The organism is Acinetobacter sp. YH16056_T, from assembly GCF_024605895.1.
In the GTDB taxonomy this organism is placed as follows: domain Bacteria; phylum Pseudomonadota; class Gammaproteobacteria; order Pseudomonadales; family Moraxellaceae; genus Acinetobacter; species Acinetobacter amyesii.
The window spans coordinates 1,870,797-1,897,349 of sequence record NZ_CP094545.1 but is presented as its reverse complement, the minus strand read 5'-3'; the positions used below and the strand labels follow the sequence as shown (position 1 = coordinate 1,897,349).

Genomic DNA, 26,553 nt, shown 5'->3' with positions numbered 1-26,553 from the left:
ACATTCTTACTTAAGATTGTGGGGCATTCAAATCCCGAGAACTTTAGTTATAAAAAACTAGAATATCCACTCATTAAATATCCCTATTTGGAAAAGCTATAACTCTTTTCAGAGGTATTAGTGGAATCTGAGTTTAAAGCGTTTTAAGCATCCAAATTTCGCATGCTTGGCTATGACCTGTATTGCCCTTGGGAGCTTGTAAGTGTTGAAATCCTACTTTTTCATAAAGTTTCACTGCTTGCCCAAGTGTATGTGTAGTTTCTAAATAACACGCTTTAAAATTATGATCTTTGGCGAATTGAAAACAAAGTTCTAAAATATCTTTGGCTAAGCCATGACCACGTAATTCAGGCATAAAATACATTTTTTGGATTTCTAAAATGCTTGAGTCTCCAACTAAAGGAGAAAGGCCCCCACCACCTAAAATTGTACCGTGTTGATTTTCAATAACCCAATATTGTGCATTTGCTTGCGTATAGACGTGATATAAATCATCTAAAATTGGATCTGCAACGGCAAATCCTGATTCAGGTGCTAATCCAAATTCTTTGGAAACTGTGCGAATGACGTTGGCAATGCTTACATTGTCTTCAAGTTGAAGTGGTCGGATCTGAAACATAATCATCGAAAAACAAAAAGATGGATTGTTTATAGACTGATCCTATAAAAAAATCCATCTCTAAGTTTAAAATTACTCAAGCAAAAAATTACTTTAATTCGCTTGAACTTTTACCCAGTTCACGACGTGCAACGATTAATTGTTGAATTTGCTGTGTGCCTTCAAATATATCGAGGATTTTTGAATCACGTGCCCATTTTTCTAATAATTCATCTTCGCTATAGCCGACAGCCGCTGCGAGTTCTACACACTTTAACGTGATTTCATTACCTACACGGCCTGCTTTTGCTTTAGCGATGGATGCTTCACGTGAGTTTGGTTTTTTGTTGTCGGCCATCCATGCGGCTTTGAGCATGAGGAGACGTGCTGCTTCCCAGTCTGCTTCCATTCGATATATTTGTGCAGCAATATTCGAGCTTTGTAAGATCGGTGTTGAATACTGCTCATCTAATTCATCTTTAAAGATTTCTTTAATTCGCTCTAAAGATGCCTTGGCACAGCCAATAGCCATCGCGGCAACGAGTGGGCGAGTATTATCAAAAGTTTCCATAACCCCAGCAAAACCCTTTGCTACATCAATTTCAGCATTGCCTAATAAGTTTGCAGCAGGGACACGACAATCTACAAAGCTAATGGCAGCCGTATCAGAAGCTTTAATACCCAATTTATGTTCTAGGCGTTCTACAGTCATGCCCAGCGTACCTTTTTCAACAACAAAGGATTTAATCGCTGCACGGCCTAATTTTTTATCTAGCGTTGCCCAAACCACCACGGAATCAGCACGCTCACCCGAGGTGACAAAGATTTTTTCCCCATTGAGAATGTATTCATCGCCATCTTTCGTCGCTGTTGTCCGAATAGCAGCAGAATCAGAGCCGCAATTGGGTTCTGTAATGGCCATAGCGGCCCAAGTTCCTTTTAAGCGTTCTAGTTGTTCATCATTGGCTACTGCTGCAATAGCCGAATTTCCAAGCCCTTGTCGAGGCATACTGAGCAACAGGCCTGTATCTCCATAGCACATCTCGATGATACTGAGGGCTGTCGACATATTGACACCGTTTTTATTACCAGTGTCTGTGTCACCACGTTTATTGACGGCAGCACCTGCATTCATGCCATCTCCGCCATCATTCATACCGTCGACGAGGGAAGATAACATGTCTAACTCTTTAGGATAGGCATGTTCGGCTTTGTCATATTTACGTGAAATAGGACGTAGAACATTTAATGCGACTTCATGGGCTTGGTCGATCAGCAATTTAAATTTTTTCGGATTTTGTAAGTTCATGGACATTTCCTTGTTTTTATTTTGCTGAATTAAGCATGCAAGCCAGATTGAAGAATCGCTGTGGCACGTAAGTCTCGATACCAACGTTCTACGGGATGTTCTTTGGTAAAGCCGTGACCACCTAATATTTGCACGCCATCGGTCCCAATTTTCATCGATTTTTCAGCACATAGCACGCGAGCTAAATAGGCTTCACGATGAAAAGGCTTGCCGGCTTCGGCTAGGCTTGCTGCATTGAGGATGAGCATATGCATGGCATCAATTTCGATTGCCATATCTGCAATCATAAATGCCACACTTTGACGGTGCGAAATTGGCTCTCCAAAAGCTGTACGTTCGTTTGCATATTGAATGCAATATTTTTTGACTGCAGTTGCGGTGCCAACAGCCATGGCACACCACATTAAGTTGCCAAGATCGATAAATGAGGTGTAATTGAAATCTTGATCTCCTAAGCGTTGGGCAGGGGTCTGATCAAATTTTAAAGTTACCGTTTCAGTGGCTTTCAAACCCATAGCAGGTGTTTTTTTTGCGCTAATGCTCTGGTCGCGTTGCACAATAAAAACTTCAGGCTGTCCATTGAGCATGGCACTCACTAACAGCACATCTGCCTGTTCGCCTAGAAGGACTAAGGTTTTCTCCCCACTGATTTTATACTGCTGGCCATCAGCAATCGCGTGAGTTTTAAGTTGATAGGGATTAAATGCCGCTGTTGCCTCTTGAACCGCAAAGCTTGCACGTAGGGCTGAATCATCTGCAAATGCCGCTAAGTAGGTTGCTTGAACAGATTCGGAACCCCATTGGGTAATGGCGTTGATACAGCTAAACGTCGACAGTAAACCTGCTGTTAAACTAAAGTCACCTTCAGCCAATTGTTCAGCAATTAAGATATTGCTAATGATATTTTTTTCTGCCGCGACGCCACCCAAATCTTCAGGTAAGGCATAATAATTTAGACCTAGATCTTGGATATGTTGCCATAACGCTTCAGGAAATCTTTCCTCTTGATCGGCTTGATGAGCAAGTGGATACAAGACTTCTGTGGCAAACTGCTGCATCGCATCAGCAGTCATTTGTTGTTCTTCAGTCAGGTTTAAATCAAATAATGATTTTTGTTGATTAGGCAAACGTTGCTTATGCACATCTTTGTTGGTCTGAAATACTTTTTGCGTCTGGCTCAGGGTTTTAAAACCAGCTTTTGAGCTTTGATACAAAGATTTTTCAACAAATTTGCGCAGTTTAAACTGATCGAGTACATCACTTCCGGCAATTTTCGTTAAAAGTGAGAGTCCAAATCCTTGTGCATTGTTTACCATATTGGTCATTGTTGTTTTCCATTTGCGCTGTTCTTATTTAATGCTGACATGCCAAAGATAGAAAAACCATGTCATAAATGACATGCATGATTGTCAAAGATAAACGGCGAGATTAGGTGGGATTTGATAGCTAAATGATTAATTAAGAATAGAAAAGTAAAAAGGCTTAAAAGTGTTGTTATTTTAAAATTGACTTGGCTGACATTTGAGTCAGCCAAGTTTTAAGGTCTGTATTGAATGATTATTGATATTTTTGAATCATACGACGAACATTGGTTTTTGCTTCAATGACGGTCATAAAGGTATATGCACCGATAAATTTACGGCTAATAAACATAAACTCTTTAGGTGGAACTGAGAAATAGCGAGATGCCATCGATTTTGACGCTTGTTGCATCACACGGCTATGTAATTGGCTTTTTTTCCAGTCATAGCGTTGTTGTTCGTCCATAACACCAGCAGGGATGTTTGGGTTATTTTCAGTGCTACTAAATGCCTCTGTCGCTAACAAAAAGACTTTAGCCATATCAGGTTTAATACTTTGTGGAATACCATCAAAGAACTCATAACCTGTCATCGCTTTGACCATTTGCTCAGAGCTGTGATGGTAACCCGCGGTAATCAAATTACGCGCAACGCCTAATAGATGCTCATCGAACTGACGGATCGCACCAAAGTCGAGGAGAACAATTTTATCTGGCACATCCGCACCATTGCCTAAACGGACCAAATAGTTTCCGAAGTTAGGGTCGGTTTGCATTTCACCCCATTCAAAAATTTCGCGTACGGCAATTTCAAGTGATGCTTCACCTAAGGCATTACGGCGCTCTTGAGGAAGTGATAGCATTACAGGGCTATTAATCGGCACACCACGTTCAAAGGTCATACACAGCACTTGAGGTGTTGAATAACCTTCAATGATTTGCGGGACGATATATCGTGGATCTTCTTTTAAGCGTGCAGCAAAACGGCGTGTGGTATCTGCTTCGATTTTATAATTTACTTCACGATGCATCATTTCACGAACTTCATCAAACCACTGATCAAATTCACGCGTTTGGGGCACCATTCGTGTCAGTTTGAGCATGTTTTTGAATAGATTCATATCTGAATCGATAGCATCAGCCACACCCGGATACTGGATTTTTAATACCAGTTCTAAACCATCAGATTTACGTTTTGCACGATGAACTTGTGCCAAAGATGCTGTACCAAGCGGCTCATGATCAATCACGAGATCATCAAGTTTTGAGCCAAGTTGATTTTGTAATTGTACTTTGATGGCTGGCCATGCCAATGCGACTGTTTGATTGTTAAGGGTATTGAGGGCTTGGGTGATTTCTTCAGGTAGAAAATGTTCACCATACAACGCCATCATTTGCCCAATTTTTACAATTGAACCTTTTAATTTACCAATTTCTGCGACGAGATATTCAGCCTGATCTTTCATGGCTTTTTTACGCTTTTTCTCTTTTTCTTCTTCACTCGAAAAAATAGAAGTGGCGTTTGATGCTGCCCAACGAGTTCCCGCAAGTAGCGATGCCTTTGCGATAGATAAGCGTCGATCCATAGAAGACGTTTTCAAGTGTTTGAGCTTATCGTTCTGATCTGACATGTAAATTAAATCCTTTAATCAGCAATTCGCAGAAAAATACATTGTAGCTAATTTTAACGTTTCTTAACGTATTAAAATAGTTCAACTTACTGAATATGCAGTAAGCATTTGCAAACTTAAGCAAGATGCCACGTAGACAGGCACATTGGAAAAGAAAACTATAAACGATATTTGATTTTTACCGTATCGTTTTGCATCAATGCGGCTTTATGTTCTTCAATATGTTGATGAATAAGATGTTGGACAGATTCGTCTTTAAATCCGGCAGCATAACCTTTGACAATAATAATGCTCGGTAAGCTAAAAAATAGGGTACGTGCGTTTTCTAGACTCGCATCAGGGAAAACTTGATGTTCGATCAGCAGTTGCTGAAAAAATGCCTTTTCAGTTTGCACGTTTAAAGACTGAGTGTCTTCCCAATAGCTTTGACGCATAGCCATGAGGTTATTGTGCTTATAGCTCATTGGAGCTCCGCATTTAAAATTTAACTGTTTGTATGGGGATGATTTTAAGAAAATAAAGCTTAGGATCAAGTACAAATTGCTAAACAATTGAGCTTGAATTGGTTTTTATTCGTAATTTTCATCTAATTAGATTTTATAGAATGCTGAAAGGCATAAAGTACACATTTCATTTCAGCGAATGTATCAGACCTCATATATACGGTTATGAAATGCTTTCAAGCGGTGAATAATGCCGTATTTTTATTATAAATAGCATTAAAACAAGGTATCATAGGGCGTTTAAAAAATTATGAACTGGAGACGCCTTAAGTGGATCGACCGACTATTAGCCCTGAACATTTACAGGAAGCAGCTGAAAACCTATCTACAATTCGTGATTATATCCGCTTTGGGGTAACAGCTTTACGTCAATATGATGCCCACTTAGGACAAGGTACAGAAGACTATTTTGCTGAAAGCTCAGCATTGGTTTTACAAACGTTATCTCTAGATTGGAATGCAGATGCGGAAATCTTAGATGCGAAATTATTGCCAAGTGAAGTTGCAGAATTTTTAGCATTGTTAGAACGTCGTATTAATGAAAAAGTTCCGACGTCTTATTTACTAAACTTGTCATATTTCTTTGGTAAGCCATTTTATGTCGATGAACGTGTACTAATTCCACGTTCTCCAATTGCAGAGTTAATTGAAAACCGTTTTGCACCTTATTGTTTAGGCGAAAATGGCGAGATGGGTGCTGCAGTTAATAATCTACCTGAAAATGCCAATCCAAAAACTCCTCAGCGCATTTTAGATATGTGTACGGGTTCGGGTTGTATCGCGATTGCCTTAGCTTATGCATTCCCAGACGCTGAAGTTGATGCAACAGATTTATCTAAAGATGCACTTGAAGTGGCACAAATTAACTGTGAACACCACAATAAACAATATCAAGTGGCATTACTCGAGTCTGATTTATTTGCCAAAATTCCAGCAGAAAATCAATATGATTTGATCGTGTCGAATCCACCATATGTGGATGCTGAAGACATGGCAGATTTACCAGAAGAATTCCACCATGAACCTGAAATGGCGCTTGCTGCGGGTCAAGATGGTTTGGATCTTGTACGTAAAATGTTGGCACAAGCTGCAGATTACCTGACTGAAGATGGCTTAATTGTGATCGAAGTGGGTAACTCTGAATGGGCAATGCGTCAAAACTTCAATACCGTTGATTTTTACTGGTTACAGTTCCAAAAAGGCGGTACAGGTATCTTTGCATTGACTGCTGCTCAATGCCGCGAATACCGAGATTTATTCATTCAATCTGTTCAAGCATAAGGAGTCGTTTGACATGGCAGGTAATAGTATAGGGCAACTCTTCCGTGTAACGACTTGTGGTGAATCTCATGGCGTTGGTTTGATGGCCATTGTGGATGGGGTTCCACCGGGTATTGAACTGACTGAAGCCGATTTGCAAAAGGATCTGGATCGTCGTAAGCCGGGCACATCTAAGTTTGCGACTCAGCGTAAAGAACCCGATGAAGTTGAAATTATTTCAGGCGTATTTGAAGGCAAAACAACCGGTACATCGATTGGTCTATTGATCCGTAACACAGATCAAAAATCAAAAGATTATGGCAACATCGCGCAAACCTTCCGTCCGGGTCATGCAGACTATACGTATACACATAAGTATGGTTTTCGTGATTACCGTGGTGGTGGCCGTTCGAGTGCTCGTGAAACTGCGATGCGTGTTGCTGCGGGTGCGATTGCTAAAAAATTCTTGTTTGAGAAATTCGGCATAGAAATTCGTGGTCATGTAACCCAAATTGGTACCGAAAAAGCAGAGAAATTGGACTGGAATGAAGTTCCGAATAACCCATTTTTCTGTGGTGATGCAGATGCCGTCCCACGTTTCGAAGCTCTCGTAACGTCACTTCGTGAACAAGGAACGAGCTGTGGCGCCAAACTGGAAATTATTGCGACGCAAGTGCCAGTCGGTTGGGGCGAGCCTGTATTTGATCGTTTAGATGCAGATATTGCACATGCCATGATGTCCATCAATGCTGTAAAAGGTGTGGAAATTGGTGATGGCTTTGGCGTTGCTGAGCAGTTTGGTCATGAAACCCGTGATGAGTTAACTACGGATGGTTTCTTGGCAAACCATGCAGGCGGCATTTTGGGTGGTATTTCGAGTGGTCAGGATATTCGTGTTGCGATCGCCTTGAAACCAACAGCTTCCATTACTACGCCGGGTAAAACCATCACGATTAATCGTGAAGATACAGATGTGTTGACCAAAGGTCGCCATGATCCTTGTGTCGGTGTTCGTGCGACACCAATTGCAGAGGCGATGTTGGCAATTGTGCTTATGGATCACTTCATGCGTAACCGCGCACAAAATGCGGATGTAGTCGCACCATTTGCCCCAATTGAACCCAAGTGAGGAAACAAAGCGCTGCTTTGTTCCGAACGCGGTTGGTGAGTAGCGTTAGCGAGTCACAGTAGATAAATAACAAAGCGTTGCTTTGTTCCGAACGCGGTTAGTGAATAGCGTTAGCGAGTCACAGTGGATAAATAACAAAGCGTTGCTTTGTTCCGAACGCGGTTAGTGAATAGCTTTAGCAAGTCACAGTGTATAAATAACAAAGCGTTGCTTTGTTCCGAACGCGGTTGGTGAGTAGCGTTAGCGAGTCACAGTGGATAAATAACAAAGCGCTGCTTTGTTCCGAACGCGGTTGGTGAATAGCTTTAGCAAGTCACACTGATGAGAAAATTGCATAAAAAAACCAGACAATTGTCTGGTTTTTTTATTTCGGTAAACTAGGCCTATGAAAATAAATAGCAAAAAAATATGAATATACGAAATGCTTTACTTGGTGATATTCAGCAGCTTGAAAGCTTAATGAATACAGCCTATCGGGAAAATCATCCCAAGAGTTGGACGACAGAACATCATATTGTTCGAGGAAATCGAATAAATGTGTCTCAACTCAGTCAACTCTTACAAAAAAGGGATTTTCATTTATATGTGATTGAGTCGGTACATGCGCAGATCATGGGGTGTATTGGTATTCAAATGCAGGGGAAGAGCTGTGAAATTGGTCATTTTGCAATTCATCCAAATGAGCAAGCTCAGGGCTTAGGAAAAAAAATTATTGCAATTTGCAGAACAGCAAGCGATGTTGATTGAACCCAATGTTGAAGAATTTGTGATGTATGTGATTGATCGGCGTTTAGAATTAATAAAATATTATCAACGACGTGGCTATAAGCTTACAGATGAAAATCAAGCCTATCCTCTTCATCTAGAGGTAGGTCAACCGATTTGTGAACTGACAATTAAACAATTAATTAAACGAATAAAATAAAGACCATGTGATGCATTTGATCAATTTATAAAGCGAGATGAATAAAAAATCCCCAAAAAACATACACTAACTTTTGGGATTTTGATTTTAGACTATTTGGGCTTAAGAGTAAGCACGTAAAAATAGTCGGTAGGCATCTGATGATTTTTGGTTTTTTAGCATATAGTGTGCGATTTCACCTTGGTTGGTATTCATAATCACCGCAATATCTTTTGCGTCACAAAATTGTTTAAGCACAGTATCTGGGATCATCACGGTATTAGAAGAATCAATCACATTTGAATTATCTAAGCGACGATAATTTGTTTGACCTATTGCAGGATAAGACAATACTTTGCCGTCGATCACAAAAGATATTTCATTCATATCAAGCTGCTGTTGATCATAAGAATGCAGTGAAAGTGCATACTCACCTTTATTCTTTTGCTAATCAATTGCAAGTTCAGGACATTTTTGTCCAGTACAGTAATTGACCTCGAGTAATGGTTCGTTGGATTACGTTACTGTTTTCAACGGTATTCACACCTTTTAGCTTCAAGGTTCTTGTTTCAGGTTTATTTTTAGGTACGGTAATACAACCTGTGAGTAGTAGGAGTGTAAATCCTAGAACTAAATAATTTTTCATGTGTTTTTCCATGTTAGCGTTATTTTTATAAGCAATATTTATTTTGGCGCATATTCACACAGAAAAAACAAAAAAGTAAAATACATCACACTTTTCTAGTTTTGTTTGAGCACTGCTTTGATATAAGTGGTCGATATTCAAATAAAAAATATTATTAAGTGATGTAAATCTTATTTCATTGAAATTTAGATAACTTAAGTAAGATCTGTGATTTTGCGCTATCAATCTGCTCGGGATTGGTTTGTCGAGACAATTGGTCACGTGGTTTTTCGCCTAAAAAATATTTGATCCGTTCAGCATTCGCACCCGATGGATGGGGAAGTCCTGCTAAAATCTGCTGATCTTTTAAATAGCCTAAGCTGCTTACATAATTTAAAACCTCATCTACACCTTTGCCTAGCGGAATATAAATTGCGTTCGGAAGCTGTTGAATCATAGGAATAAAATAATCATCAATATGTTGTTTTAATAATTCATTTTTCAACATTGCGGGCGTTGAGCCTGCATAATTTTTTCCATTGACCAAAATACATTGCTGTAAAACCGAACACATTTGCACCATATCTTGATGATTGCTAAATAGCTCTGCAGTGGTCTGTATGCCTAATTGATTCTGTAATCCAATATGATCTAGCAGTTGAGTTAAATTTTTACGAATAGGACCACTAAAAGCACCACTATTCTTGGCAAGTTTAAGTATGTTTTCCTCAGATAATTGCTGCTCTACGCCGTCCTTCGCTGCAATTAATGCATTACGCCATTGTTGTTGGCCTGGGCAGATGCCGACGATGACCACTTTTGCATCATGATTTATGGCCTCGAATGGTGCATAAAAGCTTTGAATAGTTCCCAGAGTTTTAAGACGGAGTAAATCACTTTGAGTTAATTCTTCAATAGAATGTGTTTTGATCACAGATGCAAAGCAAGAGAAAAGGGTAGAATCCGACATAAAACTTCAATCTTTCTAGATATAAATTTCATTCAGTATTTTAAACCTTTATTTTAAAGATGAAGTATTTAGGTATAAAAAAATTGATTTTAAATTTATAACCTAATAACTTAAATCGATATAAAAATATTATTTAACAATATTGACCCAAATAGGACTTGAGATTTGGTACAAATATTGCTCATATCTAACTAAGGCAATACCAAGATGAATGCCGAATAAAAAAACGAATGGATGATTGCAGGAGAGAAGCACAGATCGTGCTCGCCGAAGGAGCAAGTTCCCCCAGGAAACTCTCAGGCAAAAGGACTGTAATCATATAAAAATCTGGAGAGAAGTAGGCTAGACCTACTCACCGAAGGGGAAGGTTCACATTGCTTCGCAAGGAACCAAAGCTCTCAGGTAACAATGACAGATGGGGCGAACATAGGAAATATAATTTCCAAGGAGCCTATATGTGTCATATTGTTGTGATTGGTGCAGGTATTACTGGGGTAACGACAGCTTACGAACTCGGATTACTCGGTTATCGTGTCACTGTGGTCGATAAACATCTTTATCCTGCGATGGAAACGTCGTTTGCCAATGGTGGACAATTATCAGCGTGTAATGCTGAAGTCTGGAACCAAAAAGCAACGGTAGTGAAAGGCATCAAATGGATGTCACAAAAAACCGCGCCATTATTATTAAATCCAAGTTTTAATCTACACAAATATTCATGGCTCTTTGAGTTTATGGGGCATATTAAAGATTACCGTGAAAATACTCACGAGACCGTCCGTCTTGCATTGATGGCACGTCAGCGTTTATTTGAAATTGCTGAGCATGAAAACTTGCAGTTTGATTTAGAAAAACGCGGCATTTTACATTTCTTTCATAATCAACATGATTATGAGGTGGCGACTCAAGTTAATAATATGCTCTGTGAAGGTGGTTTAGAGCGTCATCCTGTGACATTAGCTGAAATCCGTGACATTGAGCCTAGTCTGACAGGTGAATACTATGGAGGCTTTTATTGTCCGGGTGATGCCACTGGAGATATCCATAAATTTACAACGCAGCTTGCCAAAGCAACGGAACGCTTTGATGTGAAATATATGTGGGGTTTTGAGGTGACTGACTTTGAGCATCATACAAAAGGTGTCAATGTTCGATTAAAAGCCAGTGATGAAAATATGGAAAATCCTGATGCAGATAGCATACTTGAGGCAGATGCTGTAGTGGTCTGTGGTGGCGTAGGTAGTTATGAACTTGCACATAAACTCGGTGATCGCGTAAATGTGTATCCAGTCAAAGGATATTCAATCACCATTAATTTAAATGATGAACAAAGTCAGGCCAATGCGCCTTGGGTAAGTCTGTTGGATGAAAGTGCCAAAATTGTGACTTCACGCTTAGGTGCAAATCGACTCCGTGTTGCAGGTACGGCAGAGTTTAATGGCTATAACCGAGATATTCGTGCCGATCGCATTCAGCCTTTAATTGATTGGTCGAATCGTAATTTTAATCTATCAACAGAACATGTGGTGCCGTGGGCGGGTTTACGACCAATGATGCCCAATATGATGCCAGTAGTGCATGCAAGTAAGCGAGATCATATTTTCTATAATACAGGGCATGGTCACCTTGGATGGACTTTATCTGCGGCAACAGCTGCAATGATCAGCCAGCAAGTGCAGCAAACACATCCGATTTAACTGACATATTGTAGACATCAAAAAAGCCTCAATGTTGAGGCTTTTTTGTATTTTTCTAAGTCATTCGAATTTGATCTTAATCATATAAACGATAAATCCCTGCAAAACGTTCACAGCCTTTTTGTTCGGTTTTTACTGAGAGTAAGGCCTTACTGTAATTGAACTGATATTTGCAGTCGTGTTCATTATCGGTGATTTGATTTTTTTGTTCGGGTGTTGTGTAAGCTAAAAATGGAATGGTTTGTGTTTCAACTCGATTGTTCGGATTACGATAGGCAATGCCTTCGATTTTGATGCTGTCTTTGCCCAGTTGATGCACTTTTAAATGTACAGGTGATGTCGCAAAATGGCCATTTTCAAATTTAAGATAATGCTGCGTTAAACTTTGGTTCATTGAGGTATAAATATTCAAATCTTCATAGCGAAGCTCGAATTGTTGTTTAAAACACTCCAAGTTTTTGCATTGCTGAACTCGGCTGTACCATAATTTTTGCGTATCTATCAGCAAGCGTATTGGGGCATCGGTAATCAACTGCGCTGTTAAAAAAAGCCCATCTAGCTTTTCACGTTGTTCTTCAAAACCGTTAGAACAGTAATTTTTTTTTGCATGAGTATTGGCATGATCACAGTCTATCTTTTCTGCATGCGTAAACGTCGCTAGGCCAGAACCTATTAGCAGAACCAGTCCGAATTTTTTAATGATATTTATTTCAGTTTTCAACAGCATGATCGCTTATACTTTCACTATGTTGCGCTTGCCCACACTATAGCGAAATAGAAAGCGTGAATACAAGATTTCAATCATTATTTTCTCAAGGAACTCAAGCATGATAGCTCAAATTCGTATCGGTCAGGGCATGGATGTGCATGCATTTGAAGAAGGTGATTTTGTAACGCTTGCTGGTGTTCAAATTCCACACACACATGGACTCAAAGCACATTCAGATGGTGATGTGGTATTGCATGCGCTTTGTGATGCATTATTAGGAGCTTTGGCACTTGGAGATATTGGTCAGCATTTTCCAGATACAGATCCAAAATTTAAAGGTGCCGATAGTCGAGTACTTTTAAAACACGTCTACCAAATGATTTTAGATCGTGGATATGTACTTAATAATGCTGATATTACCGTGGCTTGTGAGCGCCCTAAACTAGCAAAACATAATTTAGAAATGCGTCAAAGTATCGCAAATGTTATGGATGTTGAAGTTACACAAATTAGCATCAAAGCGACCACCACCGAAAAATTAGGGTTTACTGGTCGCCAAGAAGGAATTCTTTCTACCGCAACTGTACTGATTTCTCACGCAAAATGATCTGGATGGATCAGTGCATGTTGTAAATCTTGAGTTGCTTTACGGCCTTGAAGTTGTAAGGCAACCGCATGGATTAAACCTGTCCATGTTTCATTGGGTTTCCAAATTTGATGCATCAACTCTTGAGCCTTTGGCATATCAACATCCATATAGTATTGACGATATAAATACATCAAACTGCTGACACGGAAGTTTTTCGCACAGTGTAGCCAAACCGTTTGACCTTGAACCAAATGGTCAATCATATCGAGTACTAATAGGCATTGGTCATCTGAAGGGGTATCCCAAGAGATCGGAACTTGGATGTAGTTCAGGCCTAGATCTAGGCAAATGCGGTCTTCATGCTCGATATGATTGGATGCATCGGTCAAGGCTAAATTGATAACTGTTGAAACACCATATTCTTTAATCGTTTGAAGCTCAGAAGGAGATGGTTGTCCTGACGTTAATAAGTGTTCATGTATATATTGGAAGTTTTCAATGTGACTTAACGCATTTTCGATTTCATTCATCTGACAAATAATCCTTCAAAGTAAAACGCCATCTTGAAGATGGCGTTTTTCATTCACTTAGCGTGTCGGTAACACGTCTTTAAGTGCTTCATGCATCTCTAACAAGACTTTTTCAGTCGTATCCCAATCGATACAGCCATCAGTCACTGATTTACCATATTCGAGGTCACAGAGGTTGGCAGGAATATCCTGACGACCACCTTTTAAGTGACTTTCTACCATAATACCCACGATTGACTTGTTTCCGTCAAGGATTTGTTCAGTAATATTTTTCAGAACAAGGGGTTGTAGGTACGGGTCTTTGTTTGAGTTTGCATGACTGGTATCAATCATGATTTTGCCACTAACTTTTGCTTTGGCTAATGCCGCTTCGGCATCTGCAACAGAACCTGCGTCGTAGTTTGGTTTACCGTTACCGCCACGAAGTACAACGTGTGCATAAGGGTTACCACTGGTACGAATAACTGAAACTTGACCTTGGTCGCTTAAGCCCAAGAAGCTATGACCATGTTTAACAGATTGCATGGCATTGGTCGCAACGGTTAAACCGCCATCTGTACCATTTTTAAAGCCAACTGGTGAAGAAAGGCCAGAAGACATTTCACGATGTGTTTGGCTTTCAGTGGTACGCGCACCAATCGCTGACCAAGAAATAAGATCTTGGTAGTACTGTGGTGAGTTTGGATCGAGCGCTTCAGTTGCACAAGGCAAACCTTTTTCATTCAATTCAAGTAAAAGTTTACGACCAATACGTAAGCCTTTTTCGATGTTGAAAGAGTCGTTCATGTCTGGGTCATTAATTAGACCTTTCCAACCCACAGTGGTACGTGGTTTTTCAAAATACACACGCATCACGACATAAATCGTATCTTGGATTTTGTCACTTAAAACTTTTAAACGGTCAGCATAATCATGTGCAGCGACTGTGTCGTGAATTGAACATGGACCAATGACAACAAAAAGACGTTTGTCATTTCCATCTAAAATATTACGTACAGTTTCACGGCCCTTAAGGACTGTTTGATAGGCAGTTTCAGTCAGAGGTAGCTCTTTTTTTAGTTCTGCAGGAGTAACAAGAGGCTGAATGCTTTTTACATTCACGTCATCAATGTCGTTTTGGGTAATAGAATTTGACTGTAAAGTATTCATTGCCGTCACTGGTTTGATTATACAAAAGGTTGTTTCGTGAGCCGAATATAACATGAATATAGCATGCAAATGTTATAAAAAAGATCAATAAGTCTCTGAAAAAAAAGTGATGAATCGGGCAGTTAATTTAAACCTGCTGACTATTCACCGTCGGTGCGATCAACATTGCAGTTGTTGGTTTTTCAACAGGTTTTGATTTTACTGGATTAATGATGAAATTCATGCCTAAAACAAACAAGGTAATGCCTAAGACTTTACGAATCACTTTTTCTGGTAAACGTGAGCTGATCAAAGTTCCGACAACAATCGCTGGAATAGAACCCACCAATAACCAACCCAATAAATGAAAATCGACATTACCTGAGCTCATATGACCCAAGCCTGCAACCAGTGTAAGAAGCACGGCATGTACCACATCAGAACCAATAATACGAATCATCGGTAAGTTCGGGAACATAAGCACCAAAGCCATAATACCGAAGGCACCTGCACCAACAGACGATAGGGTAACGAATACGCCTAAAATAATCCCCATGATGATGATATATGCACGCTTATTTTTAGCTTGGAAATTGATACGTTCAAGATCCGCACTCATATCATCCAACTGATCAGTTTTTCGAAATTTATTAAAGAATTTTTCGATATGACCACGGAAAATAATTGAGATCCCAGTAATCGTCAGCATAAAACCCAAAAACATGGTTAATACCGTTTTGTAATGTGTCGATTGGCTCAGATAGTTTTCCAGTACCCAATGGGTCGCAAAAGACGCAGGGATACTGCCGACTGCAAGCCAAATAACAATGGTCCATACAATATTCATTTTACGTGCATGAACTAAAGAACCACAAAATTTTGAAATTGCGGCATATAGTAGGTCTGTGCCGATCGCAATATGGGGTTCAATTTTATACAGGCTGATCAGGATCGGGGTCATCAATGAACCACCGCCAACGCCGGTAATACCTACGCAGAAACCTACAATTACACCTGCCAGAATGAACTCTAAAGGACCGACCATCGCTGAATGCCAAATATCAAAAAACGTGCATATCTTATGACTAATTGATATAAGTCGTTGTCTCGATTAGTGATTTGCTTGTGAAAAAAATAGATAAAGAGTGGTTTTAATTTGGAAAATAATGGATTTTAAATAAGCTAAGTTATTGATTGTAGTTTTTGCAAGTGGTTGATAGCTCAAATGGAGATTATGCTGCAGTGAAATCATGTATTTAGAATATAAGGTGATGACTATCTGAAATGCATCTCTAATACCAAAAAACGCACCGTAGGTTTATTTTCCTAGTCTTTAATTAGTTATTTATCGATATATGCGACTGTGAACTTAAAGTCCATTCCTGCAAAATCTATACTCCTTAAAAAGATAAGGTTTCGCCATTATTCCAATATGAGTAGAAGGACACTGACCAGACATTTTAAACATGCGACAGGACTACCTATTGTCACTTGGTTAAACAATGAAAGACTGCGATATGCGGCTGAATTGCTTGAAGTGACAGATTATTCGATTGATAAAATTGCGGAAAGCGCAGGTTTTAATACCGCAGTGCTATTTCGTAAATTGTTTAAGAATAAATACGGTACAAATCCGAACCATTGGCGGAAAAATTTTAATCAGCAGCTAAATAGCAGTGATGAATATTCCTAAAATGTTGAATTAAAGACGTGCAGCTTTTTTTTGGAAATCTATTAACTTTGTGAAGGACTCGTATAGAATCTATAGCTAAAGAACATTGAGTTAAAAGGACAGACTTTTGCAAAATCGGAAACTGAAAATTGGCATCGTGGTTGGGGAAGTATCCGGGGATACATTAGGCGCCAAGCTTATCCGCAGTTTTCGAGAGCAAGGGATTGATGCGGAATTTGAAGGCATCGGCGGTCCGCAAATGATTGCAGAAGGTTTTAATAGCTATTATCCGATGGATATTTTATCGGTAATGGGGATTGTTGAGGTCTTAAAAGATATTAAAAAACTCTTTGCTGTACGCGATGGTCTGGTTGAAAAATGGACTGAAAATCCTGTCGATGTTTTTGTGGGGATTGATGCGCCGGATTTTAATTTGCGTTTGTCTAAGAGCTTAAAGCAAAAACAGCTACCAATTAAAACAGTGCAATATGTCAGCCCTTCTGTGTGGGCATGGCGACAAGGCCGTGTACATGGCATTAAAGCAAGTATTGATTTAGTCCTTTGCTTATTTCCATTTGAAAAAGCGTTTTTCCAAAAATGGCAAGTTCCGGCTGCATTTGTCGGACACCCATTGGCAAGTCAGTTGCCTTTAGATAATCCACTTGTTGCGGCTAAACACGAGTTAGGCTTAGATGAGCATCAAAAACATATTGCATTACTTCCGGGCAGCCGTCGCGGTGAAATTGAGCGTTTGGGGCCTTTGGTACTGTCTGCCGCACAGATATTGACGGAGCAGCATCCAGACTATGTGTTCCTGATTCCTGCAATCAATGATGCACGTAAACAGCAAATCGAATTGTTGCTCAAGCAGTATCCTGAAGCATTACAAGCCAAAGTTCGCTTGATGGAAAACACCGATACTGAATCTAAAATTGGCCGTCAGGTGATGAACGCATCGAATATTGTCGCTTTGGCTTCGGGTACAGCGACTTTAGAAGCGATGCTTTTACATCGTCCAATGGTGACTTTTTATAAGTTAAATTGGCTGACCTACCATGTGGTGAAATTGCTGATCAAAATTCCGTATTATTCATTGCCAAATATTATTGCGGGCAAAAAGGTGATTCAGGAACTTATTCAACATGATGCAACACCTGAAAAATTAGCAGCAGAAATTGAAAGCTTGATGGATGTTGAAAAATCGCAAATTCAAGTGATGCAGCACATCACCATGCATAAACAACTGCTTTCAGGTAACAGTGAAAACCCTGTGGAAGCGATTTTAAAGCTTTTAGATTAAACCTTTAAGATGACTCAGTTTTTGCGAGCTGATGCTGCTGTCGATACTGGCTCGGTGTGAGATCATAAAACTTTTTAAAAGTTTGGCTAAATGCCGTTTCAGATGAGTAACCTATACGATGGGCAATTTGCTGAATAGTGAGTTGCCCCATTTGTAAGTGCTGTGTTGCCAGTCGCAAACGATGTTGCTGCAAATAGGCGAGTGGTGATTCACCGAGCATTTGAGTAAATAAACTGGCAAATTTAGAACGCGACATACAACATTGTTCTGCCAAACTTTCGACGGTCCAAGCATGCTGCGGTTGTTCATGAATCGCGGCCAAAGCGTTGGATAATTCAGGATGACTCAAGGCATGCAACCAACTGCTTGAATCTGACAAGGCTGCAATATAATCACGCACACATTCGATAAATAAAATACTCACCAAATGATCCAAAATTTTGTCACGGCCTGGACGGATCTGATGCGCTTCAACGGCCAGAAAATGTAAGCCAATTTGCAACCATTCCGGTGCGGTACTGCTCATGATATGTGGTGTATGTAACAGCGTGGGGAGGGCATTCACTAAAGGCTTTGCCATAATGCTGTCGACATGTCCACGGATCGCTAGTACAAATAATTCTTCTGCTTCATGAGATTCGGTAGAATTTAATTCAATGGTTTTATTTCGTTGCTCTTGAAACAGTGGCGTGATGTTCACTGATTCGACCAAGACATCAGACTGTATAGATTTGCAGTGGTGGTTTTGCCCTGAGGGAATAAGGCAAAGATCGCCAGCTTCAAGTAAGACCTGCTCTTGATCGATATGCACAACACACTGACCTTGAATCACCACATACGCAACCATGGCATTGTGATCTTGAAAATGAAAAGCCCAAGGATGCTTTGATCTCAAATAAATATATTCAGATCGGTGGAGATGAATATCATCAAAAATTTTACTTAAAGCATCCATATTTCAAATATTTACTCATATTAATTTTGTATTTATAGATGGTCACTATGTGCTTAAAGGTCAACATTTATCCTTAAATGCCAAAGACGATCACATAGTTTTTTTGGACGCTTAAAACTGTTCTGGCTGCCCATATTTTACGAATATAAACACAGAAGAAGTAATTAGGGAAGTCTAGCGCATGAATGCACCAGTAAAATTAAATGAACAGCAGCTCGCTCAGTTAGAAAGCAAAATCTGGAGTGTTTTAGATAAAAAACGTTATGGTTGGCTATTGAGTCCAGGTTTACCAGTCATTGGTATGGGGATCTTGGCGGGTTATCATTTTGGTCCCAAACCGACAAAAAAACTATTTGCCATGGGCGGGCCGCTTCTACTGCATGTCATTATTCCTGCACTGGATGCACTGATCGGTGATGATGCCAATAACCCGACAGATGATGACATCAAAGTTTTAGTGAATGATCCTTATTATGATCGTATCGTCAAATTATTTATTCCACTGCAAATGGCAGCGAATGCTTTTGCTGGCTATGTGGTTACCCGTAAAGATGTTTCATTATTAGATCAAGTTCTACTTGGGATTTCGATGGGTGCCATCAATGGCGTCGGTGTAAATACAGCACATGAACTCTGCCATCGACCTCATAAAAAAGACCATTATTGGGCACATGCGACGCTCGCACCTTTGGGTTATAGCCATTTCCGCATTGAACATCCTTATGGACACCATAAACGTGCGGCAACGCCTGAAGATCCTGCATCTTCAAAAATGGGCGAAACTTTTTATGAGTTTTGGCCACGCACTGTATTTGGTGGAATTAAATCGGCGGTGCAGATTGAGAAACAACGCTTAAAACGTAAAGGTTTAAGTTTCTTTTCGAAGGAGAATGAACTGTTTCATGGTTGGGCGATGAGTGCAGGTTTTCATGCCGCGATGCTGAAAAAGTTTGGTAAAGGCGTGACACCGTATTTAGTGACACAGGCCTTTTATGGAATCAGCCTTTTTGAAATTATTAATTATATTGAACATTATGGCCTGAAGCGTGAGCAAAAAACGGATGGAAGTTATGCCCGCACCATGCCTGAACATAGTTGGAATAATAATAATATTGTGACCAATCTATTTTTGTATCAATTACAACGACATTCAGACCATCATGCATATCCGACTCGTCCATTTCAGGCATTAAGACATTTTGATGAAGCGCCAGAGTTGCCTAGCGGCTATGCCACTATGCTAATTCCTGCTTTAGTACCCTCTATTTGGTTTAAGATGATGGATAAACGGGTCTATGATCACTATCAAGGTGATTTAACTAAAGCCAATATTCATCCTAAACGTCGTGCAAGTATTTTTAAAAAGTTTGCAATTTCAGTCGTTTAAATCGAATACCTGATAAGAAGAATCCCAAGCTTGTTTGCTTGGGATTTTTTATTGTGCGTATTATTAACCGATGCTACGCAGTAACATCAGAAGCGCACGTTGATTCAAATAAAAGAACGATACACGGTAACATCATCCGCAATTGTTTGAGACAAGACTTATTGTAATCAAAAATGTTTCTGCGATACTTTGAATAATTTGATGCTAGTAAACGCGTTTTGTCGGTGAGGTGCATTGCACCGCAAGATGGTTTCCTTGCGAAGCTTCGCTTCTCATTTTGCCGAATGAGAAACAACGTTTCGTAAGAGTATCTCCAGCCGAAGGCTAATACCTTTATTCAATCCTTAGATGTAAGACACTGTCGCATAGACTTAAAAATCATTTTTAAAATGTAAAATTAATTCTACGTGCGTAACATCATTTAAAATCCCAAATTTTCTGTTTGAAACTTAGTCATTTCTTAAGACCACCAATAGCGCAAAATGTGGAAAAAAATCGGTGCAGAAAAGCAGATGGAATCAATTCGGTCGAGCATGCCACCATGGCCTTGGATAAGTTGTCCCCAGTCTTTTACACCACGATCGCGTTTAATGGCTGACATGACAAGACCACCAAAGAAGCCAAATATGCAAACAATAAATCCAATACATGCAGCCTGTAGATAGCTAAAGGGTGTAAGCCATGACATAGCAACACCTAATGCAGTGGCTAAAGCAATGCCTCCGATTAATCCTTCTACGGTCTTAGATGGTGAAAGTATCGGTGCGACTTTGTGCTTTCCAAATAGCTTGCCACAGACATATTGCAAGACATCGGAGGCTTGTACCACCATGATCAGCCAGATTGCTAGCCAAATTTTTTCACCCTCAAATCCGGGAAGTTTGAGGTTTAATAGCGCAGGCACATGCGAAATACAGAATACGCTGATCATCAGACCCCATTGAATTTTTGAACTGCGCTCTAAAAATCGCGTGGTATCTTCGGCTTTGAGTGTAGCGATAGGGATAAGAAGAAATACATACAGCGGAATAAAAATCGAATATAGCCCGTACCAGTCGATATACACCAAGTAATACTGGTAAGGGATGACAAAATAAAAAGCGATCAATAAAGGAAGATAATCACCGCGACGGGTTGGAAGTAAGCTGATAAATTCACGTAAAGCAAAGAGTGAAATCAACGCAAACAGGATCACAAAGGCAATTTTGCCTAATGAAATTGCTACACCAAGTACCAACAACATGACCCACCATGCATTGATCCGCGCATTTAAATTGTCGATGACCGGTGCCGGCGCATAACCCGCTTTAAATTTTAGTATTGAGCCAATGGTTGAGGCAATAATCAAAATAACCGCAAAGATACCAAACAATACATAGGTCATTTGCGCATTGGTGAATTCCATTATTGATACTCCAATGCTTTTAATTTGAGTAGTTCTTCTTGAGCGTAGTTTAAAAACGCGGATTTACTCTGTTCATTATGAACTTCTAAAGGCTTACCAAAAATAACGGTAGATAATAATGGCAATGGTATAAGCGCGCCTTTAGGCATGACACGTTTTAAATTAGAGATCCATACCGGTACGATTTCAACATCAGGAAATTGATTTTTGAGATGAAATAAGCCGCTTTTAAAGGCTAATAATTCAACGTCATCATTTAAATTTCGAGTACCCTCAGGAAAGAAAATAATCGAGTCACCTTGAGCTAATACGGTTTTGATCGGTTCTAAGGGGTCTTGATTTTGCTCTCGATTTCGCTGAATAGTGACGCCAGTAAACGTGTCTTGAATGAGAAAACGTCGAAAGCCATCTTTTAACCAATAATCCGAAGCCGCTACAGGACGGGTCCTCCGTCTGAGATCTGTCGGCAGTGATGACCAAAGTAAAATAAAGTCGATATGGCTATTATGATTTGCATAATAAATACGCTGTTTCATAACCGGTTTGCACCCGACCCAGAGACTCCGCGCACCCGTGAGCAGCCGCGCACCACGACGAGTGAGAAAGGCAATATAGCGAGCAATTGAACGGCTTAAAAAATTACCTTTCATTGGTGAGTGAGCATTCCCTGAAGTGTCTAATGGATTTGGCATGGTTTCAAATTATTGTGAATTATTTATACAGTAAAAATATGCAGAGGAATGCGATGTATTGCAAGCAAAGCACAAAGATCTGCCATTTAAATAAAGCCAGACAACCTAATTCACGCAGCTCCCATGCGCGACCACATTTATTTGCAGGCATTAATTTTAAGTTGATTAAACTTAAGTCCAGCTCCTTGGTGGTTTGTTCAAGGTTTTGAGTTTGGCTGTATTCAGCGACAGTGGCTAAAAGTGCCGAATCAAATTTGATTCTCAGGCTTAAATAATGTTGTATTCCGAGCAAAACTAGACAAATTAATATATATAGCAAATCGAATAGCATCACATTACCAAACTGGATAATGAGCCAGAGCGTGAGGATCGCTGCTACATAAGCTGAAATGAGCAATCCAGTGGTGGATTGCAACAACTTTGATAGCACCACAAGTTGTAAATTCATGGTGCAAGTCCTTTAAGTTTTAAACGATAAGTATTTAAATGTTTTATTTGCGGTGTTTTAAGCACAACCCAAGGACGGTTATGGCGAATAATCCGTAAAACATCTTCGACTGAATATTCAGGATGTTGTTTCAATAATAATGCGGCAACTACAGCACTACTTCGTGAATATCCCAAAGCACAGAAGACCAAGATGTTTTGTGCTTCATCATTGTTATTAGATTTCAAGAATAGTTCTAAAGACTCTACAGCATTATGTAGCTGATTGGCCTGTAAAGGAATCAGGTCTAAACTCAAGTTTTGAGCATAGGAGCATTTTGGATAAGTGGGTAATTCTGCGCAACAATCGAGTAAAGCATCATATTGCTGCATGACGTGTTTGGACGGATAGCGACCTAAATAAATATAACTCTGATTGATTTTGATGATTTTAGAATCTTCAGGATGGCGATAGGTCCAGATTCGGCTATTGATCCAAGCAAATACAAAGTAAGGCGCAAACAATATTTTTGCAGCAATGGTCATATCACCATGACTGAGTTTTTGAAAAAAATGGGGACGATTGAATAAATATGCAAACGAAACTAAAAGCAGACTGCTTGCAGGATAGAGCAGCCAAAGCCACCAACCTTTTGCATGTGCGATTGCGCTACACAATAAGGCAGCAAACAGATAAAGGATGCCGATTTTAATGTGCTTTAAGCTTAGCCGACTTTGTTTATTTTGAACCCATGGCGCAGAGCCAGCCATCGGGAATAGCCATAAACATAAGGCACCGACCAATAAACCTGTTGGAATATCTATAAAATGGTGCTGCCAAGTGGTTAGAACTGAGAGACCAATCAAAAAGGACCAACCATCTACCAGATATTTTAGCTTACCTGTGCTATGCCGACGGAAAAAATCCCAAAGTATCACCAGTAGCACAATATGCAGAGAGGGTGCTTGATTAAACGGTTTATCAAAGCCCATCAAGACATCAAACCACAGCCCGAAAAAACCTGTGAGTTCGGGGCGCTCAAAGCTAAAACGTAGCGGGAAAAGTAAAAAGCAGCTGATTGAAAGGATTTGTGCCGAAAATAGTCGCAGTACATGTTGTTTTAATTCAAACTTATTCCAACAAAGTAATAAAGACAAACCATAGAACAGATCAATCGACCAATACGGCACAATACTCCATGGCCAAAGTGGAATATATTTTTCCCATTCAAAGACGATAACAGGTACGGAAGCTAAGCCCGCAGCGTATTGATTGGCAAAACCATAACTTAAGAAGAAAAAAGGTGCCAGAAATGCCAAACACAGTAGGCCGTATTTCCAAGTTCCTTTTTCAGTATCCAGTTTATGCATAAGATTGACCGTCCAAGCTTAAATTTTTTGTGCAACGGAAACGGTGAAAATACCAAACTCATCAATAACTTGATCGATTTTTTTGAAACCAGCTTGCTCAACTAATGCATCCATTTCTGCTTGTGAGCGTAAACGCATCACCCATGCATCTCCTTGGCGATGTGAGGTCAGAGCACGGGCAATAAACTCTTGTTGCGGATGCCAAATTTGACCTGTGTAGATGAGATACCCATCTTTCTCAATGGCCTGACATAAGCCGGATAAGGACTGTCTGAGTAAATCATTATCACTAAATAATTCGTATAAACCTGAGACCACGGCTAGAGTGGGTTTAGGTTCAACACTGGCTAATGAAGTGGCATCAAAGGCATCCGCTTCTACAAAATTGGCAATCTGGCTTAAACCTCTTTGCTCAATCATTGCTTGACCTGCTTGTACATTGATCGAGCTATAGTCTCTAAGCAGGATGGATTCAGGCTGCTCAGGCAGTTTTTGTACAGCATCTAAAATATATCGGCCATGGCCTGCAGCAATATCCATAATCCGTACCGCGTGTTGGTCATCATGTAACTTAGAAGCATATTTCGTTAATAGCGCTTCAATATTTTGTTTTCTAACGCGAATACCACGCCAACCAATCGCATTTAAATATTGTCGATCGATGATTTTACCCAGTGCATTTTGGCTTTCTGATTTATCTCTGTAGACAAAATCTAAGGTACTGCCGGAGTCATATCCTGTCTCTTCACCAATTTTTAAACCCTTGGAAAAGAGACTACCAATTTTAAGATTTTGTTTGGTTAAGCTCCAAAATGCATGTTTTAAAGAATGCTTTGGAAGCGTTGAACTTAAGGTTTCTGCTACAGCACAGCTCGGGCCAATTTTATCGGCATCTAAAAGTTTAGGTGCGGAATAGGGTTGTTTAAAACATTGTTGAATAAAGCGATGGATTTTATCTGTGGCGATTTTGCGATGTTTTTCACCCAAAGTATCATGATAAAAACCATCTAAGACGTGAAATTCCTTCAATGGATGAGGGAGTTTTTGATAAAACGCCAATTGCGGTTTTTGATGCACCACGAAGTCAGATCCTGAACATAAGACTTGAGTAGGAACAAAAATATTTTGTGCATCTTTAACGATTCGATCTGAGGCTGCATATAGACCCAGCAGCATACGGACCGATATGGCCCGAGCGATTTGCGGGTCAGTGTCATAACTCTGCGCACGTGCAGTATCGTGCGTCAGCATTTTGGCTTTGACATAACTATTAATAAAAAAGTTGCCAGCGAATTTATTGAGAAGTGTTAAGCCAGGTTTTGCAAAAGGCACATAGAGTTTGATGTCAAATGCAGGCGAGGCAAGGCATAAAGCACGAATTTTAGGGGCATAATCATGCACCCATGTCGCGGCTAAAACAGCGCCAACGCTTTGAGCTACAATTGCTATATTTTCTGATCGAATTTGGTAATTTTGTTCTATATGCTGAACAAAATATTGAATGTCTTGAACGCATGCAGAAAAGCTCGGTGCATCTCCTCGCTCACCGGCTGTATTACCGTGACCTCGCGCATCCCAAGCGAAAAAATCAAAATCAGGCAAATTCAATTCATTGACCAAATGCGCCATTCGTCCCGAATGTTCATGGCCACGATGAAATAAGATCACCGCTTTTTTCTTACGGTTGCTTTTTAAACTGCTATTTTCCCAATGTTGATAAAACAAGGATGTTCCATCATGGCTCGTAAAGGTATGCTGAGTATTGTTATACATTGTGTTGTTCTCAAAATAATGAATCGACTGACGATCTAAACTGAAATTTATTGTGGGTTGATAATGCTATTTTTAATGCGGTTATAAATCGTAATAAATAATAAAAAGATGGTAATAATCAAAATACTATTGCAGATAAGAGACAATGTATTTAAGCCAACATTCAATATAGAAGAGGTCACGATGATGACGCAGATGATGCTAAATACAAAAGCGCGGTCACTTTTTCCCATTGGACCATCGTAACGACGTTCTTGCCCCACTAATGGCGCCATCACACCGGTATATTCGGCAAGTATGGCGAGAAAACAGGTTAAAATAAGTAATTCAGCTTGAATAAAAGCAAAACAAATTAAACTAAAATAGAGTGCTGAGTCGGAAATCACATCACATAATTCATTATAAAAAGCACCGAGTTTGGATTGTTGGTTGAACTCACGTGCCAGCATGCCATCTATGGCATTGAAGCCCATTCGAATAAGCATCCACACGGGGAAAATCAACAGTAAAATGCCAATACCGTTGTGAGAAAAATAGATATAAATAAAAAATGCCACAGCTAGCGAAATGAACATTGCCAGTAGTGTTACTTGATTTGCTGTAATACCAAGATGATGAAGTGATTTAACCAAAGGTCGAAGCAGGTTTTGAAATGCAGGCTTAAGCTGGTAGATCGAAGGCATATTATTG

The 26,553-nt window shown here is 39.8% G+C and carries 28 protein-coding genes and 1 riboswitch; of the genes, 9 read left to right on the top strand and 19 right to left on the bottom strand.

Annotation, left to right across the window (positions count from 1 at the left end):
- Positions 1 to 133 precede the first annotated feature (133 nt).
- The 5 genes from MST17_RS09370 to MST17_RS09350 all read right to left on the bottom strand — a co-directional run bounded on the left by MST17_RS09370 (position 134) and on the right by MST17_RS09350 (position 5,302).
- The gene (locus MST17_RS09370) at positions 134 to 619 is read right to left on the bottom strand and encodes a GNAT family N-acetyltransferase (RefSeq protein WP_180009505.1); all 486 of its coding nucleotides are present in this window, start codon (positions 617 to 619) and stop codon (positions 134 to 136) included.
- A gap of 88 nt (positions 620 to 707) precedes the next feature.
- Positions 708 to 1,907, bottom strand: coding sequence for an acyl-CoA dehydrogenase family protein (locus MST17_RS09365; protein ID WP_180009497.1), 1,200 nt, complete (start codon positions 1,905 to 1,907; stop codon positions 708 to 710).
- 29 nt (positions 1,908 to 1,936) lie between these two features.
- On the bottom strand, positions 1,937 to 3,223 hold the full coding sequence (locus MST17_RS09360) for an acyl-CoA dehydrogenase family protein (RefSeq protein ID WP_180026304.1): 1,287 nt from the start codon (positions 3,221 to 3,223) through the stop codon (positions 1,937 to 1,939).
- A gap of 241 nt (positions 3,224 to 3,464) precedes the next feature.
- Complete coding sequence (locus tag MST17_RS09355; protein WP_180005577.1) at positions 3,465 to 4,838, bottom strand: AarF/ABC1/UbiB kinase family protein; 1,374 nt, start codon at positions 4,836 to 4,838, stop codon at positions 3,465 to 3,467.
- A 158-nt stretch (positions 4,839 to 4,996) separates the two neighbouring features.
- On the bottom strand, positions 4,997 to 5,302 hold the full coding sequence (locus MST17_RS09350; RefSeq protein WP_078191029.1) for a hypothetical protein: 306 nt from the start codon (positions 5,300 to 5,302) through the stop codon (positions 4,997 to 4,999).
- A 309-nt stretch (positions 5,303 to 5,611) separates the two neighbouring features.
- Between MST17_RS09350 and prmB the strand changes: the two genes are divergently transcribed.
- From prmB to MST17_RS09330, 4 genes are all read left to right on the top strand, one after another.
- Positions 5,612 to 6,622 carry a 50S ribosomal protein L3 N(5)-glutamine methyltransferase gene (gene prmB, locus MST17_RS09345; RefSeq protein ID WP_078193871.1) on the top strand — a complete coding sequence of 337 codons (1,011 nt, stop codon included), beginning with the start codon at positions 5,612 to 5,614 and terminating at the stop codon, positions 6,620 to 6,622.
- Between the two features lie 13 nt (positions 6,623 to 6,635).
- A complete protein-coding gene (aroC, locus tag MST17_RS09340) occupies positions 6,636 to 7,730 on the top strand; it encodes a chorismate synthase (protein WP_168378684.1) in 1,095 nt (364 codons plus the stop codon).
- Positions 7,731 to 8,138: 408 nt separating this feature from the next.
- Positions 8,139 to 8,477, top strand: a complete 339-nt coding sequence (locus tag MST17_RS09335) for a GNAT family N-acetyltransferase (protein ID WP_180026296.1) — start codon at positions 8,139 to 8,141, stop codon at positions 8,475 to 8,477.
- Positions 8,443 to 8,655, top strand: coding sequence for a hypothetical protein (locus MST17_RS09330; RefSeq protein WP_180026295.1), 213 nt, complete (start codon positions 8,443 to 8,445; stop codon positions 8,653 to 8,655). The genes MST17_RS09335 and MST17_RS09330 overlap by 35 nt, the downstream gene beginning before the upstream one ends.
- Positions 8,656 to 8,757: 102 nt before the next feature.
- Here MST17_RS09330 and MST17_RS09325 read toward each other — a convergent pair whose 3' ends face one another.
- The 3 genes from MST17_RS09325 to MST17_RS09315 form a co-directional block, all read right to left on the bottom strand.
- A complete protein-coding gene (locus MST17_RS09325; RefSeq protein ID WP_252725827.1) occupies positions 8,758 to 9,021 on the bottom strand; it encodes a hypothetical protein in 264 nt (87 codons plus the stop codon).
- 76 nt (positions 9,022 to 9,097) lie between these two features.
- Positions 9,098 to 9,292 (bottom strand): hypothetical protein, encoded by a 195-nt coding sequence (locus MST17_RS09320; protein WP_180005656.1) that lies wholly within the window; start codon positions 9,290 to 9,292, stop codon positions 9,098 to 9,100.
- Between the two features lie 163 nt (positions 9,293 to 9,455).
- Complete coding sequence (locus MST17_RS09315; protein ID WP_180005657.1) at positions 9,456 to 10,229, bottom strand: hypothetical protein; 774 nt, start codon at positions 10,227 to 10,229, stop codon at positions 9,456 to 9,458.
- A gap of 231 nt (positions 10,230 to 10,460) precedes the next feature.
- A riboswitch (glycine riboswitch) is annotated at positions 10,461 to 10,551 on the top strand.
- A gap of 133 nt (positions 10,552 to 10,684) precedes the next feature.
- Between MST17_RS09315 and MST17_RS09310 the strand changes: the two genes are divergently transcribed.
- Entirely contained in the window at positions 10,685 to 11,926 is a 1,242-nt protein-coding gene (locus tag MST17_RS09310; RefSeq protein WP_180026294.1) for a D-amino acid dehydrogenase, read from the top strand.
- Positions 11,927 to 12,002: 76 nt separating this feature from the next.
- Here MST17_RS09310 and MST17_RS09305 read toward each other — a convergent pair whose 3' ends face one another.
- The gene (locus MST17_RS09305) at positions 12,003 to 12,653 is read right to left on the bottom strand and encodes a hypothetical protein (RefSeq protein ID WP_180003787.1); all 651 of its coding nucleotides are present in this window, start codon (positions 12,651 to 12,653) and stop codon (positions 12,003 to 12,005) included.
- A 100-nt stretch (positions 12,654 to 12,753) separates the two neighbouring features.
- On the opposite strand from MST17_RS09305, the gene ispF reads away from it, so the two are divergent.
- Positions 12,754 to 13,242, top strand: a complete 489-nt coding sequence (gene ispF, locus MST17_RS09300) for a 2-C-methyl-D-erythritol 2,4-cyclodiphosphate synthase (RefSeq protein WP_078193864.1) — start codon at positions 12,754 to 12,756, stop codon at positions 13,240 to 13,242.
- Here the strand turns inward: ispF and MST17_RS09295 are convergent.
- From MST17_RS09295 to MST17_RS09285, 3 genes are all read right to left on the bottom strand, one after another.
- Complete coding sequence (locus MST17_RS09295; RefSeq protein ID WP_180026293.1) at positions 13,230 to 13,754, bottom strand: protein tyrosine phosphatase family protein; 525 nt, start codon at positions 13,752 to 13,754, stop codon at positions 13,230 to 13,232. The genes ispF and MST17_RS09295 overlap by 13 nt on opposite strands.
- Positions 13,755 to 13,811: 57 nt before the next feature.
- Complete coding sequence (locus MST17_RS09290) at positions 13,812 to 14,903, bottom strand: 3-deoxy-7-phosphoheptulonate synthase (protein WP_143221612.1); 1,092 nt, start codon at positions 14,901 to 14,903, stop codon at positions 13,812 to 13,814.
- A 127-nt stretch (positions 14,904 to 15,030) separates the two neighbouring features.
- Entirely contained in the window at positions 15,031 to 15,927 is an 897-nt protein-coding gene (locus tag MST17_RS09285) for a sulfite exporter TauE/SafE family protein (protein ID WP_078193863.1), read from the bottom strand.
- 387 nt (positions 15,928 to 16,314) lie between these two features.
- Between MST17_RS09285 and MST17_RS09280 the strand changes: the two genes are divergently transcribed.
- Entirely contained in the window at positions 16,315 to 16,575 is a 261-nt protein-coding gene (locus MST17_RS09280; protein WP_180009501.1) for a helix-turn-helix domain-containing protein, read from the top strand.
- Positions 16,576 to 16,681: 106 nt separating this feature from the next.
- Positions 16,682 to 17,854: a lipid-A-disaccharide synthase gene (lpxB, locus tag MST17_RS09275; protein WP_180026292.1), complete on the top strand. Its 1,173-nt coding sequence runs from the start codon at positions 16,682 to 16,684 to the stop codon at positions 17,852 to 17,854.
- Between the two features lie 4 nt (positions 17,855 to 17,858).
- On the opposite strand, the gene MST17_RS09270 is transcribed toward lpxB, so the two are convergent.
- On the bottom strand, positions 17,859 to 18,809 hold the full coding sequence (locus tag MST17_RS09270) for an AraC family transcriptional regulator (protein WP_180026291.1): 951 nt from the start codon (positions 18,807 to 18,809) through the stop codon (positions 17,859 to 17,861).
- Between the two features lie 181 nt (positions 18,810 to 18,990).
- On the opposite strand from MST17_RS09270, the gene MST17_RS09265 reads away from it, so the two are divergent.
- Positions 18,991 to 20,196, top strand: a complete 1,206-nt coding sequence (locus MST17_RS09265; protein ID WP_180026290.1) for an alkane 1-monooxygenase — start codon at positions 18,991 to 18,993, stop codon at positions 20,194 to 20,196.
- A 460-nt stretch (positions 20,197 to 20,656) separates the two neighbouring features.
- On the opposite strand, the gene MST17_RS09260 is transcribed toward MST17_RS09265, so the two are convergent.
- From MST17_RS09260 to MST17_RS09235, 6 genes are all read right to left on the bottom strand, one after another.
- Complete coding sequence (locus MST17_RS09260) at positions 20,657 to 21,601, bottom strand: phosphatidate cytidylyltransferase (RefSeq protein ID WP_078191012.1); 945 nt, start codon at positions 21,599 to 21,601, stop codon at positions 20,657 to 20,659.
- Positions 21,601 to 22,251 carry a 1-acyl-sn-glycerol-3-phosphate acyltransferase gene (locus MST17_RS09255; protein ID WP_180026303.1) on the bottom strand — a complete coding sequence of 217 codons (651 nt, stop codon included), beginning with the start codon at positions 22,249 to 22,251 and terminating at the stop codon, positions 21,601 to 21,603. The genes MST17_RS09260 and MST17_RS09255 overlap by 1 nt, the downstream gene beginning before the upstream one ends.
- Positions 22,252 to 22,312: 61 nt before the next feature.
- Positions 22,313 to 22,741 (bottom strand): hypothetical protein, encoded by a 429-nt coding sequence (locus MST17_RS09250; protein WP_168378670.1) that lies wholly within the window; start codon positions 22,739 to 22,741, stop codon positions 22,313 to 22,315.
- A complete protein-coding gene (locus MST17_RS09245; RefSeq protein ID WP_180007867.1) occupies positions 22,738 to 24,090 on the bottom strand; it encodes a phosphatase PAP2 family protein in 1,353 nt (450 codons plus the stop codon). Before MST17_RS09245 ends, MST17_RS09250 begins: the two co-directional genes overlap by 4 nt.
- A gap of 18 nt (positions 24,091 to 24,108) precedes the next feature.
- A complete protein-coding gene (locus MST17_RS09240; RefSeq protein WP_180026289.1) occupies positions 24,109 to 25,863 on the bottom strand; it encodes a bifunctional alpha/beta hydrolase/class I SAM-dependent methyltransferase in 1,755 nt (584 codons plus the stop codon).
- Positions 25,864 to 25,910: 47 nt separating this feature from the next.
- Entirely contained in the window at positions 25,911 to 26,546 is a 636-nt protein-coding gene (locus MST17_RS09235) for a CDP-alcohol phosphatidyltransferase family protein (RefSeq protein ID WP_168378667.1), read from the bottom strand.
- Between the last annotated feature and the right edge of the window lie 7 nt (positions 26,547 to 26,553).